This is a genomic window from Citrobacter sp. CK181, from assembly GCF_030333595.1.
Lineage (GTDB): Bacteria > Pseudomonadota > Gammaproteobacteria > Enterobacterales > Enterobacteriaceae > Citrobacter_B > Citrobacter_B koseri.
The window spans coordinates 508,261-524,728 of the sequence record NZ_JAOWFN010000015.1 but is presented as its reverse complement, the minus strand read 5'-3'; the positions used below and the strand labels follow the sequence as shown (position 1 = coordinate 524,728).

Here is a 16,468-nt window from a genome sequence, read left to right as displayed (position 1 = left end):
TCAGAGTAGTTTAAAGAGATCCAAAGCGGGTTCTGTCGGAACGCCTTGTACGAAGCATTCGACACCGGCGGTTTTCAGGCCATTAAATGCCGTAATATCGTTAGCATCGACAGAAACCGTTTTGGCAATTTGTTGTTTGCCATTGGCATAGTGCATGTTGCCTACATTGATACGTGTTACGGGAACGCCGCCCTCCACCAGCTTGAGGAAATCCGCTGGCGACTTGCAGACCAGCAGAATTTTCTGTCGATCGGCAGCGCGATGGATATTGTCGATCACTTTTTGCAACGGCCAGAAACGTACGGCGATCCCCTCCGCCAGCACCATCTCCATCAGGTTTTGCTGTACCGGGTCTTCAGCCACTTCGTCATTGGCGACCAGTACCAGATTTGCCCCCGCAAACCCAACCCACTGCACGCCGACCTGGCCGTGGATTAAACGTTCGTCAATTCGACTCAATACAATGTTTGGCATAGCGTTTCCTCTTCGTTGTTATGCGTTTTGGGATGTAACGCCCTGGCAGGCGGCGTGGTACTGCTGTAGTACGTCCTGAATGTGGCTGATAATGAGCTCTCGCGGCGTTGCGTTGAGATCCCCTTCGCGCACTCTGGCGTACTGTAGCGGCAAATACTGGCTGATGAGCGGCAGTGGAATGGGGTCATCCGCCAGGTTGCGAACCAGCCGTGCAAACGCCTCATCAATCTGCTGATCCGGCCAGTAATAGCGAACGCGATCGGAATAACTATAACCACGCGCCAGGCGGCGTGCGTTGCCGTCGCCGTGGTAGTGACTCTGCCAGTATTCCGGGCGATCGAGCATCACGCTTTCCAGCACATGGCGCAGACCAGAGCTGGTTTTGGCGGGTAACAGCTCTTCTTCAATTGCGGCCAGCGAGAATAACGCTTCGCGCAAGGCAAAGGTGAGGGCCGGGCCGACTTTCAGAATCGCAAAGTGATCTTTCACCAGCTGGCGCAGCGACTGTGGCGTCTGGTAATCCGTGGAGTGCGCTTCAAACACCAGCGTGTCATACGCTTCTACCATTGCACTCAACGCGATGGCTTTTTGCGGTTGGTAATCAATGATATGCGTATGGTCGAACTCAACGCCCGGTTGTACAACCAGCCCGATGATGCGAGGCCAAATGGCGCTCAGTCCCTGTTTCTCAAATGCATGACGATGCGCTTCCAGCGTGGCTCGTGCCGCGTCAGGTGTTGTTACTTCCAGTTCAGTCAATGTCTCATGCGCGCCGCCGGGAACCGGAACTTCAGTGCCGATCACGTAAACCAGATCGGATTCGCCAAAATGCTCGCGGCAGGTTTCTTCTGCGATCTTCGCCAGTCGCGCGGCGCGCTCAGCAACGATCTCATCGGTTAACGGTATCGGATCGTTGGCGCAGGACATGCTGCAATCGAGATGGATCTTTTTAAACCCGGCTGCCACGTAGCTCTTTATTAAATCATCCGCATTTGCCATCGCCTGGGCGGCAGGCAGATTTTGCCAACGGTTGGGGCCGAGGTGATCGCCGCCCAGAATCAACTGTGATTGTGGAAAATTAAGTGAGTCGGCCAGCTGGTAAACAAAGCCGCGAAAATCGGCGGGCGTCATGCCGGTATAACCCCCGAACTGGTCAACCTGGTTAGAGGTGGCTTCAATCAGCAGTGGGGTATGGTTTGCATGGGCATAACGTATAGCGGCTTCCAGCACCAGTGGATGCGCAGAACAAACGGCATAAATCCCATTTGTGTTCCCTCGTTTATGCTGCTCCACCATTTCTGTTAGATGTTTCACTTTCCTCTCCAGGTTGAATGCTTAAGACAAGTGTCTTTCATTTTGTTTCATCTGATACTGGTGCAAGACGCTATAAAAATAAAACGAAAGATATCTGTTTTCGGATCTGTTTCACAAAAGAAACATAATGAAAGGTTTCAGCGATGCATCGTCTTATGGCTTGCAGGTATGGGGGCTTGCATTCCAGTAAAAGAAAGGCGTTAATAGAAAAATCGAAATGAAACGAAAGATTTGATTAAAGGATTTTTTATGAGCAGTACTGATTCTTCTGCGGATAAGCGCATTACCGCTACCAGCGAAAGGCGGGAGCAAATTATCCAGCGGTTGCGACAGCAGGGAAGCGTACAGGTTAACGATCTTTCCGTCTTATTCGGCGTCTCCACCGTGACCATCCGTAACGATCTGGCTTTTCTCGAAAAACAGGGGATTGCCGTGCGTGCGTATGGCGGCGCGTTAATTTGCGACAGCAATACTCCGGGTATTGAGCCTTCGGTGGAAGATAAAAGTTCACTCAATACCGCTGTAAAGCGCAGTATCGCCCAGGCAGCGGTTTCGCTGATTAAACCCGGACATCGGGTGATCCTTGACTCAGGCACCACGACATATGAAATCGCGCGCATGATGCGCCAGCATACGGATATCATCGCCATGACCAATGGCATGAATGTCGCCAATGCATTGCTGGAAGCTGAGGGAGTGGAACTGCTGATGACAGGTGGGCATCTGCGCCGCCAGTCGCAGTCATTTTATGGTGACCAGGCAGAGCAGTCGCTACAGAATTACCATTTCGATATGTTGTTTCTGGGGGTCGATGCCATTGATTTAGAGCGTGGAGTCAGCACGCACAATGAAGATGAAGCCAGACTTAACCGCCGGATGTGTGAAGTGGCCGAGCGCATCATTGTCGTCACGGATTCCACGAAGTTTAACCGTTCCAGTCTGCATAAGATCATTGATACGCAGCGTATTCATACCATCATTGTGGATGAAGGTATTCCTGTCGACAGTCTGGAAGGTTTACGCAAGAGCGGTATTGAAGTGATTCTGGTGAACGCGTAATTCAGTTATCTGTAAAAGGCCGGATGGCGATGCGATCCCCATCCGGCCTTTTTTCGTCATCAGGTCACTGGCGCGGGGTTAAACACGGCCAGCTGGTTATGCAGCCCCCATTGGTCTGAGAAGGTTTTCTTACGACCGCTCGCGACGTCCAGAATAAAGTGGAACAGCTTCCAGCCCACGTCCTCAATGCTCTCTTCCCCTGTGGCAATGGTGCCCGCGTTGATGTCCATCAAATCAAACCAGCGATTCGCCAGCTCTGTGCGGGTCGCCATTTTGATTACCGGAACCGCCATCAGGCCATATGGCGTTCCGCGACCGGTTGTGAACACCTGCACGGTGATCCCGGAAGCGACCTGCTGCGTGCCGCAGACAAAATCACTGGCGGGCGTGGCGGCGTAAATTAAACCGCGTTTTGTCGGTCGCTGACCGGGGGACAGCACTTCCACAATCGCGCTCTGCCCGGATTTTGCGATAGAGCCCAACGCTTTTTCCACCACGTTCGCGAGACCGCCTTTTTTGTTGCCCGGCGACGGGTTGGCGCTGCGGTCGGTTTTCCCCATATCAAGATAGTTATCGTACCAGGCCATCTCTTCCAGCAGGCGTTTGCCGACCTCTTCGTTAATCGCGCGTGGCGTGAGAAGGTGGATTGCATCACGGACTTCGGTGACTTCCGAGAACATCACCGTCGCGCCGCAACGCACTAACAGATCCGAGGCGTAACCCACCGCCGGGTTGGCCGTCACGCCGGAAAACGCATCGCTGCCGCCGCACTGCATTCCGACCACCAGTTCGGAAGCCGGGCAGGTTTCACGCTGGCGCTGGTTGAGCTTCGCCAGGTGGCGTTCGGCCACCTGCAAAATATCCTCGACCATTGACTTAAAGCCGACGTGCTGCTCATCCTGCAAACGCACAATACTGGCGCTGTCCACCGGAATCCCTTTCACATCTTCCGTGCCTTCCAGCAGACGTTCCGGCTGAAGTTTTTCACAGCCAAGGCCGATGACCATAACTTCGCCGCCGAAGTTCGGGTTCAACGAGATGTTATGAATGGTGCGGATAGGCACCACGGCCGCTGGCGCGTTGATCGCCACGCCGCAGCCGTACAAGTGGTTCAGACCGACAACGCCGTCTACATTCGGGTATCCGGGCAGCAGGTCACGCTCAATGATCTTCACGACATAATCCACGACGCCCGCCACGCAGTGTACGCTGGTGGTGATGCCGAGCAGATTTTTGGTGCCGACGCTGCCATCCGCGTTGCGGTAGCCTTCAAACGTGTAGCCTTCCAGCGGCGGCAGCGGTTCCGGCACTTTCGTCGCCAGCGGCAGGGTGTGTAACGGCGGCGCTTTCGGTAGCTCAACCAGCGACTCATCTATCCAGCTGCCGCGTGCGATGTCGCGAACGGCATAGCCGATCACCTCGCCATAACGCACGATTTCGCCGTGAGCAGGAATCGCCTCCAGCGCCACTTTATGCCCCTGAGGAATATGTTCAACCAACGCCAGACCGTCCGGGAAACGCGTTCCGGCTTGCAGACCATTGTCATTAACAATAATTGCCACGTTATCGGTGTCATGCACTTTAATATAAAACGCGGTTGGCGATTCTTGTCTAATTTCGATATCGGCCATTGTCCAGTATTCTCCAGCCAGGTGGTGATAATAAATGTGTTAAAGAGAACAACTGCTTTTTATTGTCAGAATTAAAAATACGTTGCTGCTAAATAAAGAATGCCAGGAGTTTTTGTTTAAAAATGTGATCGCGATCGGCCATTATTCCCGATGGTACGGGCGCTGGGCGAGTAATGTACAAATCTGTGCATCACCGCCCATGACGTTGTGCAAATGCTCAAAATATTATTCATTGTGAATATTAAAATTGAGCAATACAACAATGTTTAGCGGCGTAAGTATGATTATACTGATTCACGACTTTCATTATCCGCTATCGATAAAATATCAGCGTAATTCCTTAGATGAGCAAATCGAAATATCTCCCGGAATTGCGGAAATAAATAATGATTCATCCAGGGTATAAATGATGAGTAACGATATCTTCCCGAACAAATTTAAAGCTGCGCTGGCAGCGCAACGCATTCAGATCGGCTGTTGGTCCGCGCTGGCAAACCCCATCAGTACGGAAGTGTTAGGGCTGGCAGGTTTTGACTGGCTGGTGCTGGATGGCGAACATGCGCCGAACGATATCTCAACTTTTATTCCACAACTGATGGCGTTGAAAGGCAGCGCCAGCGCGCCGGTGGTACGGGTGCCGACGAACGAGCCGGTCATCATTAAGCGTCTGCTGGATATCGGTTTCTATAACTTCCTGATCCCGTTTGTCGAGACGGAAGAAGAAGCCGTTCGCGCCGTGGCCTCGACGCGTTATCCGCCGGAAGGCATCCGTGGGGTCTCCGTTTCCCATCGCGCTAATATGTTTGGCACCGTGCCGGATTACTTTGCCCAGTCAAATAAGAACATCACCATTCTGGTGCAGATCGAAAGCCAGCAGGGGGTGGATAACGTTGATGCTATCGCGGCCACTGAAGGCGTTGACGGTATTTTTGTCGGCCCAAGCGATCTGGCTGCGGCGTTAGGTCATCTCGGCAACGCCTCTCACCCGGAAGTACAGAAAACCATTCAGCATATCTTTGCCCGCGCCAAAGCCCACGGTAAACCGTGCGGCATTCTGGCGCCGGTCGAAGCCGACGCGCGCCGCTATCTGGAATGGGGCGCGACGTTCGTTGCCGTAGGGAGCGATTTGGGCGTGTTCCGCTCCGCCACGCAAAAGCTGGCTGACGCCTTTAAGAAATAACCACCACTGAAACAAGAGAGAGAAGATTATGACGATGAAAGTAGGTTTCATTGGCCTGGGCATCATGGGTAAACCAATGAGCAAAAACCTCCTCAAAGCCGGTTACTCGCTGGTGGTTTCTGACCGTAACCCTGACGCGATTGCCGAAGTTATTGCCGCAGGCGCAGAAACCGCAACCACGGCAAAAGCCGTTGCCGAACAGTGCGATGTGATTATCACCATGCTGCCGAACTCGCCGCATGTGAAAGAAGTGGCGCTGGGCGAAGGCGGCATTATTGAAGGCGCGAAGCCAGGCACCGTTTTGATCGATATGAGCTCTATCGCTCCGCTGGCAAGCCGTGAAATCAGCGACGCGCTGAAAGCAAAAGGTATCGATATGCTGGATGCGCCGGTAAGCGGCGGCGAGCCGAAAGCGATCGACGGCACGCTGTCGGTGATGGTTGGCGGCGATAAAGCGATTTTCGATAAATATTACGATCTGCTAAAAGCAATGGCCGGTTCCGTGGTGCATACCGGTGATATCGGCGCGGGCAACGTGACCAAACTGGCTAACCAGGTGATTGTCGCGCTGAACATCGCAGCCATGTCTGAAGCGCTGACGCTGGCGACCAAAGCGGGGGTGAACCCGGATCTGGTGTATCAGGCGATTCGCGGCGGTCTGGCGGGTAGCACCGTGCTGGATGCGAAAGCGCCGATGGTGATGGAACGGAACTTCAAACCGGGCTTTCGCATCGATCTGCATATTAAAGATCTGGCGAATGCGCTGGACACCTCTCATGGCGTAGGCGCGCAACTGCCGCTGACCGCCGCCGTGATGGAAATGATGCAGGCGCTACGTGCCGATGGTCTGGGCACGGCCGACCATAGCGCCCTGGCCTGCTACTACGAAAAACTGGCGAAAGTGGAAATCGCTCGCTAATGACGTCATGCCCGGTCGCGCGCGGCGGTCCGGGCCTATGACCCTGGCCGGATAAGTGAAATGCCATCCGGCGTTGTGCAGTAACAGGCTACAACTATGAAAATCGTAATCGCCCCAGACTCTTATAAAGAAAGCCTTTCTGCCGCTGAAGTTGCGCAGGCGATAGAAAAAGGATTCCGGGAAATTTTTCCCGATGCGCAGTATGTTTCTATCCCGGTCGCTGACGGTGGAGAGGGAACGGTCGAAGCCATGATTGCCGCCACGCATGGAACGCAGTATACCGCTTTTGTGACGGGGCCGCTGGGGGAGACCGTCATGGCCAACTGGGGCATGTCCGGGGACGGCAGCACCGCATTTATTGAAATGGCGGCGGCCAGCGGGCTGGCGCTGGTTCCGCCAGAAAAGCGTAATCCGTTGATTACTACGTCGCGCGGCACCGGAGAGCTGATCCTGCATGCGCTGGAGCACGGTGCCAGAAGCATTATCATCGGCATTGGCGGCAGCGCGACCAATGACGGCGGCGCGGGCATGGTGCAGGCGCTGGGCGCCCGATTAACGGATGCGAACGGTACTGAAATTGGGAACGGCGGCGGCAGCCTGAACAGCCTGAATGCGATTGATATCTCTGGTCTCGATCCGCGTTTAAAAACGTGTGCTATCCGGGTGGCCTGCGATGTGACCAATCCACTGACGGGCGAAAATGGCGCGTCGCGAATCTTTGGGCCGCAGAAAGGCGCGACCGAAAAGCTCATTCATGAACTGGATGGCAATCTTGCTCATTATGCCGACATGATTAAAAAGTCGCTGCGCGTGGATGTGGAAAATGTCCCCGGCGCGGGCGCGGCTGGCGGGATGGGGGCGGCCTTAATGGCTTTCCTCGGCGCAGAGTTGCGCAGCGGCATTGAGATAGTCACCACGGCGCTCAATCTGGAAGAACACATCCACGACTGCGCGTTAGTCGTCACCGGCGAAGGGCGCATCGACAGCCAGAGTATTCACGGCAAAGTACCGATAGGCGTCGCCAGTGTGGCGAAAAAGTATCATAAGCCAGTGATTGGGATCGCGGGGAGTCTGACGCATGATGTGGGAGTGGTGCATCAGCATGGCATTGATGCCGTGTTCAGCGTGCTTACCCGCATTGGCACGCTGGATGAAGCCTTTCGCGGCGCGTTTGATAATATCTACCGCGCCTCGCGAAACATCGCCGCAACGCTGGCGATAGGAATGCGCAGTGCAGGGTGACAATGGCGTGCAAACCCTCTATACTGCGCGCCGAAGCTGACCAGACAGTCGCCGCTTCGTCGTCGTCCCTTTCGGGGGAGACGGGCGGAGGGGAGGAAAGTCCGGGCTCCATAGGGCAGGGTGCCAGGTAACGCCTGGGGGGCGCAAGCCCACGACCAGTGCAACAGAGAGCAAACCGCCGATGGCCCGCGCAAGCGGGATCAGGTAAGGGTGAAAGGGTGCGGTAAGAGCGCACCGCGCGGCTGGTAACAGTTCGCGGCACGGTAAACTCCACCCGGAGCAAGGCCAAATAGGGGTTCATAAGGTACGGCCCGTACTGAACCCGGGTAGGCTGCTTGAGCCAGTGAGCGATTGCTGGCCTAGATGAATGACTGTCCACGACAGAACCCGGCTTATCGGTCAGTTTCACCTCTTCATGTAAAAACCCGCTTCGGCGGGTTTTTGCTTTCATAGCGTTTGGGTTTCCCGGTACTGCCTGATGGCGCTGCGCTTTGGTAGGCCGGATAAGACGCGTGAGCGTCGCCATCCGGCGGATTCCCCGCAGAAGGTGCCCGATCTCGCTGCGTAACATAATTTCCCCGCCAAAAGATATTTCTTGTTCTGTGACCACTAACACAAAACGCTGTGTGGTGATTTTTTAACCGGATAAAAGATTGGCTGTTGATCGCTATCACAAAATTACGCGCTACAAAAATTGACAATCACAGTGTTAATATATTGTTGGTAATGATAATGGTGTGTATTAAATGAATTAAATATTCGTGTGTGTAATGTTTTTTTACAAACAAATAAGAAGAAAAAATGTGATATGCCACAATCTTTAATCCCAATAAGGGCGTAATTGTACTTATTTTTGATTAATTGTCCGTTAAATTTAAACGTAAATCTGCGTGTTAATTATGCGATAATTGATTGAATTATCGTCTTTCCCGATTTTGTAAAATAGCGAATGAAACGCATATGTTATCGCCATAAAATATTGTTATCCCCTCATGATTTTTTGACAAAAATCATGATAAAGTGCAGTCGAGTTCTTTCAACTTGTTGATAATAAATGGTTTATTTTTTAAAAAATAAGCTTACAAAATATAAGGTCAGTTAATTTGTGAGTAGTCGCACATAACCATGTAACCTTTATTTGGTACACTTCATGCCGTCAACAAAGTAATTAGTGCAGGTCGATATGAATACTATTCTTCTCCCTAAAACACAGCACTTGGTGGTCTTTCAGGAAGTCATTAGAAGTGGTTCTATCGGTTCTGCCGCAAAAGAGTTAGGGTTAACTCAGCCTGCTGTAAGTAAAATCATCAATGATGTTGAGGCCTATTTTGGCGTTGAGTTAATCGTTCGCAAAAATACCGGTGTCACGTTAACCAGCGCAGGTCAGGTGCTGCTTACCTGGTCTGAATCCATCACCCGTGAAATGAAAAACATGGTGAACGAGATGAACAGCATGACCTGCAACACGGTGGTCGACGTTTCGTTTGGTTTTCCTTCGTTGATTGGCTTTACCTTTATGTCTGACATGATTCATAAATTTAAAGAGGTGTTCCCAAAAGCGCAGGTGTCGATGTATGAAGCGCAGCTCTCCTCGTTCCTGCCCGCGATTCGCGACGGACGCCTGGATTTCGCTATCGGCACGCTCAGTGATGAGATGAAACTACAGGATCTACACGTGGAGCCGCTTTTTGAGTCAGAGTTTGTCCTGGTGGCCAGTAAGTCCCGAACATGCACCGGCATCACCACACTGGAATCGTTGCAGAACGAACAGTGGGTGTTGCCACAAACGAATATGGGCTACTACAGCGAACTCCTCACCACGTTACAAAGAAATGGCATCAGCAGTGAAAACATCGTTAAAACAGATTCCGTTGTCACTATTTATAATCTTGTTCTCAATGCTGATTTTCTGACCGTCATTCCCTGCGATATGACATCTCCATTCGGTTCAAACCAGTTTATTACGATTCCAGTAGAGGAAGATTTACCGGTCGCGCGTTATGCCGCGATCTGGTCTAAAAACTATCGGATTAAAAAAGCAGCATCGGTTTTGGTGGAATTAGCCAAAGAATATTCATCTTATAATGGTTGCAGACGAAAGCAATTAATAGAAATTAAGTAACGGATTAAATTTAATTTAATCAAAAACTGATGCCATCTGTCTGAATATCAGACGTTGGTACTGACTATTTATTTTACCTTAATACCCAGGTTAAGAGGTTATAATGCATATTACATACGATCTCCCGGTTGCGATTGAAGATATCCTCGAAGCGAAAAAAAGACTTGCGGGGAAAATTTATAAAACAGGTATGCCGCGCTCTAACTATTTCAGCGAGCGCTGCAAAGGCGAAATATTTCTTAAGTTCGAAAATATGCAACGCACGGGCTCTTTTAAAATCCGCGGTGCGTTTAACAAACTCAGTTCATTAACGGAAGAAGAAAAACGTAAAGGCGTGGTGGCTTGCTCTGCCGGTAACCATGCGCAAGGGGTGTCTCTCTCCTGCGCGATGCTCGGTATCGACGGCAAAGTCGTGATGCCGAAAGGCGCGCCGAAGTCCAAAGTGGCGGCCACCTGCGACTACTCCGCTGAAGTGGTGCTGCACGGTGACAACTTCAACGATACCATCGCCAAAGTGAGCGAAATTGTTGAGACTGAAGGCCGCATTTTTATTCCACCTTATGACGATCCGAAAGTGATTGCCGGGCAGGGAACGATTGGCCTGGAAATTATGGAAGATCTGTATGATGTCGATAACGTCATTGTACCAATTGGCGGCGGCGGTCTGATTGCCGGTGTCGCGATTGCTATTAAATCCATTAACCCGACAATTAAAGTTATTGGCGTACAGTCCGAAAACGTACACGGCATGGCGGCATCTTATCATGCAGGAGAAATAACCACTCACCGAACGACCGGCACCCTGGCGGATGGTTGTGATGTTTCTCGCCCGGGTAATTTAACGTATGAGATTGTTCGTGAATTAGTGGATGACATTGTCCTGGTCAGCGAAGATGAAATTCGTAACAGCATGATTGCATTAATTCAGCGCAATAAAGTCGTCACTGAAGGCGCTGGCGCACTGGCATGTGCCGCATTATTAAGCGGGAAATTAGATAGCTATATCCAGAACAGAAAAACGGTCAGCATTATTTCTGGCGGCAATATCGATCTTTCTCGTGTATCGCAAATTACGGGCTTAGTTGACGCTTAAACCCGGCTATTAATCTTTTCGTTGAGGATAGGATATGAGTACTACTGATAGCATTGTATCCAGCCAGACAAAACAGTCGTCCTGGCGTAAATCGGACACCACATGGACACTGGGACTATTTGGTACTGCCATCGGCGCCGGGGTGTTGTTCTTCCCTATTCGCGCAGGGTTTGGCGGGCTGATCCCGATTCTTTTGATGCTGGTGTTGGCCTACCCCATCGCGTTTTACTGCCACCGTGCGCTGGCGCGCCTGTGTCTTTCCGGTTCTAACCCTTCCGGCAACATCACAGAAACGGTAGAAGAGCACTTTGGTAAAACAGGCGGCGTGGTCATCACGTTCCTGTACTTCTTCGCTATCTGTCCGCTGCTGTGGATTTATGGCGTAACCATTACCAACACCTTTATGACCTTCTGGGAAAACCAGTTGCAGATGCCGGCGCTTAACCGTGGCTTTGTGGCGCTGTTCCTGCTGCTGCTGATGGCTTTCGTTATCTGGTTTGGTAAAGACCTGATGGTTAAAGTGATGAGCTACCTGGTATGGCCGTTCATTGCCAGCCTGGTGCTGATCTCTCTGTCGCTGATCCCTTACTGGAACTCTGCGGTTATCGATCAGGTGGATCTCAGCAATATCGCGTTAACCGGGCATGACGGCATTCTGGTTACCGTGTGGCTGGGTATCTCCATCATGGTGTTCTCCTTTAACTTCTCGCCTATCGTCTCTTCTTTCGTGGTTTCCAAACGTGAAGAGTATGAGAAAGACTTTGGTCGTGAATTTACCGAGCGTAAATGTTCACAGATCATCTCCCGCGCCAGCATGCTGATGGTGGCCGTGGTGATGTTCTTCGCCTTCAGCTGCCTGTTCACGCTCTCTCCGGCCAACATGGCGGATGCGAAAGCGCAGAACATTCCGGTGCTCTCATATCTGGCGAACCACTTTGCGTCGCTGTCTGGCACTAAATCAACGTTTGCTACGGTTCTGGAGTACGGGGCTTCCATCATCGCACTGGTCGCTATCTTCAAATCGTTCTTCGGTCACTATCTGGGCACGCTGGAAGGCCTGAACGGTCTGGTGCTGAAGTTTGGTTACAAAGGCGATAAAACCAAAGTTTCACTGGGCAAACTCAACACCATCAGCATGATCTTCATCATGGGTTCCACCTGGGTTGTGGCATACGCCAACCCGAACATCCTGGACCTGATTGAAGCAATGGGTGCGCCGATCATTGCCTCGCTGCTCTGCCTGCTGCCGATGTACGCCATCCGTAAAGCGCCGTCACTGGCGAAATACCGTGGTCGTCTGGATAACGTGTTTGTGACTGTGATTGGTCTGCTGACCATCCTGAATATCGTGTACAAACTGTTCTAATCCTTTAGCTCAGGATGAGCGGAGTAGTGAAATGAATGAATTTCCGGTAGTTCTGGTGATTAACTGTGGATCGTCTTCCATTAAGTTTTCAGTACTGGATGCAACCCATTGCGATGTGTTAATGGCAGGAATTGCGGACGGTATTAATTCTGAAGATGCGTTTTTATCCGTAAATGGAGGAGAGCCAGCTAAGCTGGCTCACCACAGCTACGAAGGCGCATTAAAGGCGATTGCGTTTGAACTGGAAAAACGTAATTTAATCGACAGCGTGGCCTTAATTGGCCACCGTATTGCCCACGGCGGAAATATCTTTACAGCATCAGCCATTATTACGGATGAAGTTATCGAGAATATCCGCCGGGTTTCTCCTTTAGCGCCGTTACATAATTACGCCAATTTAAGCGGAATTGAATCGGCGCAGCATCTTTTCCCGGGCGTACAGCAGGTGGCGGTATTTGATACCAGCTTCCATCAAACGATGGCGCCTGAAGCGTATTTGTACGGCTTGCCGTGGAAATATTTTGAGGAGTTGGGCGTCCGGCGCTATGGCTTTCATGGCACCTCGCACCGCTATGTCTCGCAGCGTGCGCATGACCTTCTTGCGCTACAGGAAGAGGACTCGGGTCTGGTTGTCGCGCATCTGGGCAATGGCGCTTCTATCTGTGCCGTTCGTAACGGTCAAAGCGTTGATACCTCTATGGGGATGACCCCGCTGGAAGGGCTGATGATGGGCACCCGCAGCGGCGATGTGGACTTCGGCGCGATGGCGTGGATTGCCAGCGAAACCAACCAGACGCTGGGCGATATGGAACGCGTGGTGAATAAAGAGTCTGGTTTGCTGGGGATTTCCGGTCTGTCATCTGACTTACGTGTGCTGGAAAAAGCCTGGCATGAAGGGCATGAACGTGCGCAACTGGCGATTAAAACCTTTGTGCACCGTATTGCCCGCCACATTGCCGGGCATGCCGCATCGTTACACCGTCTGGACGGTATTATTTTTACCGGGGGGATTGGCGAAAACTCCGTGTTAATTCGCCGTCTGGTCATTGAACATTTGGCTGTTCTGGGCGTGAAATTAGATCACGAGATGAATAGCCTGCCTAATTCTCACGGTGAAAGAATTATCTCCAGCAAAGACACCAACGTTATTTGTGCCGTCATTCCAACGAATGAAGAAAAAATGATTGCCCTCGACGCTATTCATTTAGGCAAAGTTAACGCACCTGTGGAATTTGCATAATTTATTGTTGTTCTGTAGAGAGACTATTTTTCATGAAGGTAAATATCGATACCAGCGATATGCTGTATGCCGAAGCCTGGCTTGGCTTTAAAGGTACGGACTGGAAAGAAGAAATTAATGTCCGTGATTTTATTCAGCACAACTATACACCCTATGAGGGAGATGAATCCTTCCTCGCGGAAGCCACGCCTGCGACTACCGCATTGTGGGAAAAAGTTATGGCGGGTATTCGTATTGAAAACTCGACGCATGCGCCAGTCGATTTCGATACCAATATTGCGACCACCATTACTGCCCATGACGCGGGTTATATTGAGCAGGAGCTGGAAAAAATCGTCGGTTTGCAAACCGATAAGCCACTCAAGCGCGCGCTGCATCCGTTTGGCGGCATCAACATGATCAAAAGCTCATTCCAGGCGTATGGTCGTGAAATGGATGCTGATTTTGAATATCAGTTTACCGAGCTGCGTAAAACCCATAACCAGGGTGTATTCGACGCGTATTCGCCGGATATGCTGCGCTGCCGTAAATCCGGGGTGCTGACCGGCTTACCGGATGGCTACGGCCGTGGGCGCATTATCGGCGACTATCGCCGCGTTGCGCTGTACGGTATCCGTTATCTGGTGCGCGAGCGTGAGTTGCAGTTTGCCGACCTCCAGTCAAATCTGGAGTGGGGGCAGAACCTTGAAGCGACGATTCGCCTGCGTGAAGAGCTGGCCGAACACCGTCGTGCGCTGCTGCAAATGCAGGAAATGGCCGCCAAATACGGCTGCGATATCTCCCGTCCGGCGCGTAACGCGCAGGAAGCCGTCCAGTGGCTTTACTTCGCCTATCTGGCAGCGGTGAAATCGCAGAACGGCGGCGCAATGTCGCTGGGCCGTACCGCGTCGTTCCTCGACATCTACATTGAGCGAGACTTCAAGGCCGGGATCTTAACGGAAGAACAGGCGCAGGAACTGATCGACCACTTCATCATGAAGATCCGCATGGTGCGCTTCCTGCGCACGCCGGAATTTGACACGCTGTTCTCCGGCGATCCGATTTGGGCAACCGAAGTGATCGGCGGTATGGGGCTGGATGGCCGCACGCTGGTGACCAAAAACTCCTTCCGCTATCTGCATACCCTGCACACGATGGGGCCTGCGCCAGAGCCGAACCTGACCGTGCTGTGGTCAGAAGCGCTGCCGGTCGCCTTTAAAAAATATGCGGCGCAGGTGTCGATCGTCACTTCATCTTTGCAGTACGAAAATGACGATCTGATGCGCGCTGACTTTGACAGCGATGATTACGCCATTGCCTGCTGCGTCAGCCCAATGGTCATCGGTAAGCAGATGCAGTTCTTCGGCGCCCGCGCCAACCTCGCTAAAACGCTGCTGTATGCAATCAACGGCGGTGTGGATGAGAAGCTGAAAATCCAGGTCGGGCCGAAAACGGCGCCATTAATGGATGAGGTGCTGGATTACGACACGGTGATGGAGAGCCTTGACCACTTCATGGACTGGCTGGCGGTGCAGTACATCAGCGCGCTGAATATCATCCACTACATGCACGACAAGTACAGCTACGAAGCGTCGCTGATGGCGCTGCACGATCGTGACGTTTATCGCACGATGGCATGCGGCATCGCGGGGCTGTCCGTGGCGACGGATTCGCTGTCCGCCATCAAGTACGCGAAGGTGAAACCGGTGCGCGACCACAACGGGCTGGCAGTCGATTTTGTCATCGAAGGCGAATATCCGCAGTACGGCAACAACGACGAGCGCGTGGACAGCATTGCCTGCGATCTGGTTGAACGCTTTATGAAGAAAATTAAAGTGTTGCCAACCTACCGCAACGCGGTGCCGACGCAGTCCATTCTGACCATCACCTCGAACGTGGTGTACGGCCAGAAAACCGGGAACACGCCGGATGGACGTCGTGGCGGTACGCCGTTCGCGCCGGGTGCGAACCCGATGCACGGCCGTGACCGTAAAGGCGCTGTCGCTTCGCTGACTTCCGTCGCGAAACTGCCGTTCACCTATGCCAAAGACGGGATTTCCTACACCTTCTCCATTGTGCCTGCGGCGTTGGGCAAAGATGACGGCGTGCGGAAAACCAATCTGGTCGGCCTGCTGGACGGATACTTCCATCATGAAGCGCATGTGGAAGGCGGTCAGCACCTGAACGTCAACGTGATGAACCGTGAAATGCTGCTGGACGCCATCGAGCACCCGGAAAGCTATCCGAACCTGACGATCCGCGTGTCCGGCTACGCCGTGCGCTTTAATGCGCTCACCCGCGAGCAACAGCAGGATGTGATTTCACGTACCTTTACCCAGGCGATATAACGCCGGAGGCGCTATGAGAAAGATTATTGCCACCCAACATGCACCGGGAGCCATCGGCCCCTACGTACAGGGTGTGGATTTGGGCAGTATGGTGCTGACCTCAGGTCAGATCCCGGTATGCCCGCAAACGGGCGAGGTCGCGGAAAATGTCGTCGATCAGGCGCGTCAGAGCCTGGAAAACGTCAAAGCGATCGTGGAAGCTGCGGGCCTGAAAGTGGGCGATATCGTGAAGACCACTGTGTTCATTACCGATCTGAACGATTTCACCACCATCAACGAGGTGTATCAGCAGTTCTTTGATGAGCATCAGGCGACTTACCCTACGCGCAGCTGTGTGCAGGTCGCCCGTTTGCCGAAGGATGTGAAGCTGGAGATTGAAGCTATCGCGGTGCGTGGCGATACGCTGTAACCCCCTGCGGGGCGATCGTCAGGATCGCCCCGATCCCAAAAACGAGTGTGAAACTATTTGATGTCTGGTCTCCACTGAACGGCAATCCGAGG

Annotated in this window: 13 protein-coding genes and 1 other RNA gene; 11 read left to right on the top strand and 3 right to left on the bottom strand. The window is 52.3% G+C overall.

Going from position 1 to position 16,468, the window contains the following annotated elements:
• Both agaV and kbaZ read right to left on the bottom strand, forming a co-directional pair.
• The gene (agaV, locus tag OGW17_RS19735; RefSeq protein ID WP_012135267.1) at positions 1–474 is read right to left on the bottom strand and encodes a PTS N-acetylgalactosamine transporter subunit IIB; all 474 of its coding nucleotides are present in this window, start codon (positions 472–474) and stop codon (positions 1–3) included.
• Positions 475–492: 18 nt separating this feature from the next.
• Entirely contained in the window at positions 493–1,788 is a 1,296-nt protein-coding gene (gene kbaZ / locus OGW17_RS19730) for a tagatose-bisphosphate aldolase subunit KbaZ (protein WP_024130977.1), read from the bottom strand.
• 249 nt (positions 1,789–2,037) lie between these two features.
• Here kbaZ and OGW17_RS19725 point away from each other — a divergent pair, with 249 nt between their 5' ends.
• Positions 2,038–2,847 (top strand): DeoR family transcriptional regulator, encoded by an 810-nt coding sequence (locus OGW17_RS19725; RefSeq protein WP_012135265.1) that lies wholly within the window; start codon positions 2,038–2,040, stop codon positions 2,845–2,847.
• Between the two features lie 59 nt (positions 2,848–2,906).
• Here the strand turns inward: OGW17_RS19725 and garD are convergent, their stop codons facing one another.
• Entirely contained in the window at positions 2,907–4,478 is a 1,572-nt protein-coding gene (garD, locus tag OGW17_RS19720) for a galactarate dehydratase (protein ID WP_012135264.1), read from the bottom strand.
• Between the two features lie 409 nt (positions 4,479–4,887).
• Between garD and garL the strand changes: the two genes are divergently transcribed.
• From garL to OGW17_RS19670, 10 genes are all read left to right on the top strand, one after another.
• On the top strand, positions 4,888–5,658 hold the full coding sequence (gene garL, locus OGW17_RS19715; protein WP_024130976.1) for a 2-dehydro-3-deoxyglucarate aldolase: 771 nt from the start codon (positions 4,888–4,890) through the stop codon (positions 5,656–5,658).
• Positions 5,659–5,686: 28 nt separating this feature from the next.
• Complete coding sequence (garR, locus tag OGW17_RS19710; RefSeq protein ID WP_012135258.1) at positions 5,687–6,577, top strand: 2-hydroxy-3-oxopropionate reductase; 891 nt, start codon at positions 5,687–5,689, stop codon at positions 6,575–6,577.
• 96 nt (positions 6,578–6,673) lie between these two features.
• The gene (gene garK, locus OGW17_RS19705; RefSeq protein ID WP_058668141.1) at positions 6,674–7,819 is read left to right on the top strand and encodes a glycerate 2-kinase; all 1,146 of its coding nucleotides are present in this window, start codon (positions 6,674–6,676) and stop codon (positions 7,817–7,819) included.
• Positions 7,820–7,851: 32 nt separating this feature from the next.
• An RNA gene (gene rnpB, locus OGW17_RS19700) (RNase P RNA component class A) lies at positions 7,852–8,230 on the top strand.
• A 772-nt stretch (positions 8,231–9,002) separates the two neighbouring features.
• Positions 9,003–9,941: a transcriptional regulator TdcA gene (gene tdcA, locus OGW17_RS19695; protein ID WP_047461068.1), complete on the top strand. Its 939-nt coding sequence runs from the start codon at positions 9,003–9,005 to the stop codon at positions 9,939–9,941.
• Between the two features lie 103 nt (positions 9,942–10,044).
• Positions 10,045–11,034 carry a bifunctional threonine ammonia-lyase/L-serine ammonia-lyase TdcB gene (gene tdcB / locus OGW17_RS19690; protein ID WP_012135254.1) on the top strand — a complete coding sequence of 330 codons (990 nt, stop codon included), beginning with the start codon at positions 10,045–10,047 and terminating at the stop codon, positions 11,032–11,034.
• Between the two features lie 34 nt (positions 11,035–11,068).
• Positions 11,069–12,400: a threonine/serine transporter TdcC gene (tdcC, locus tag OGW17_RS19685; protein WP_012135253.1), complete on the top strand. Its 1,332-nt coding sequence runs from the start codon at positions 11,069–11,071 to the stop codon at positions 12,398–12,400.
• Between the two features lie 31 nt (positions 12,401–12,431).
• Positions 12,432–13,640 carry a propionate kinase gene (tdcD, locus tag OGW17_RS19680; protein WP_024130974.1) on the top strand — a complete coding sequence of 403 codons (1,209 nt, stop codon included), beginning with the start codon at positions 12,432–12,434 and terminating at the stop codon, positions 13,638–13,640.
• Positions 13,641–13,672: 32 nt separating this feature from the next.
• Positions 13,673–15,967 (top strand): formate C-acetyltransferase, encoded by a 2,295-nt coding sequence (gene pflB, locus OGW17_RS19675; RefSeq protein ID WP_058668139.1) that lies wholly within the window; start codon positions 13,673–13,675, stop codon positions 15,965–15,967.
• Between the two features lie 13 nt (positions 15,968–15,980).
• Positions 15,981–16,376 (top strand): enamine/imine deaminase, encoded by a 396-nt coding sequence (locus OGW17_RS19670; RefSeq protein WP_012135250.1) that lies wholly within the window; start codon positions 15,981–15,983, stop codon positions 16,374–16,376.
• Positions 16,377–16,468: the final 92 nt, after the last annotated feature.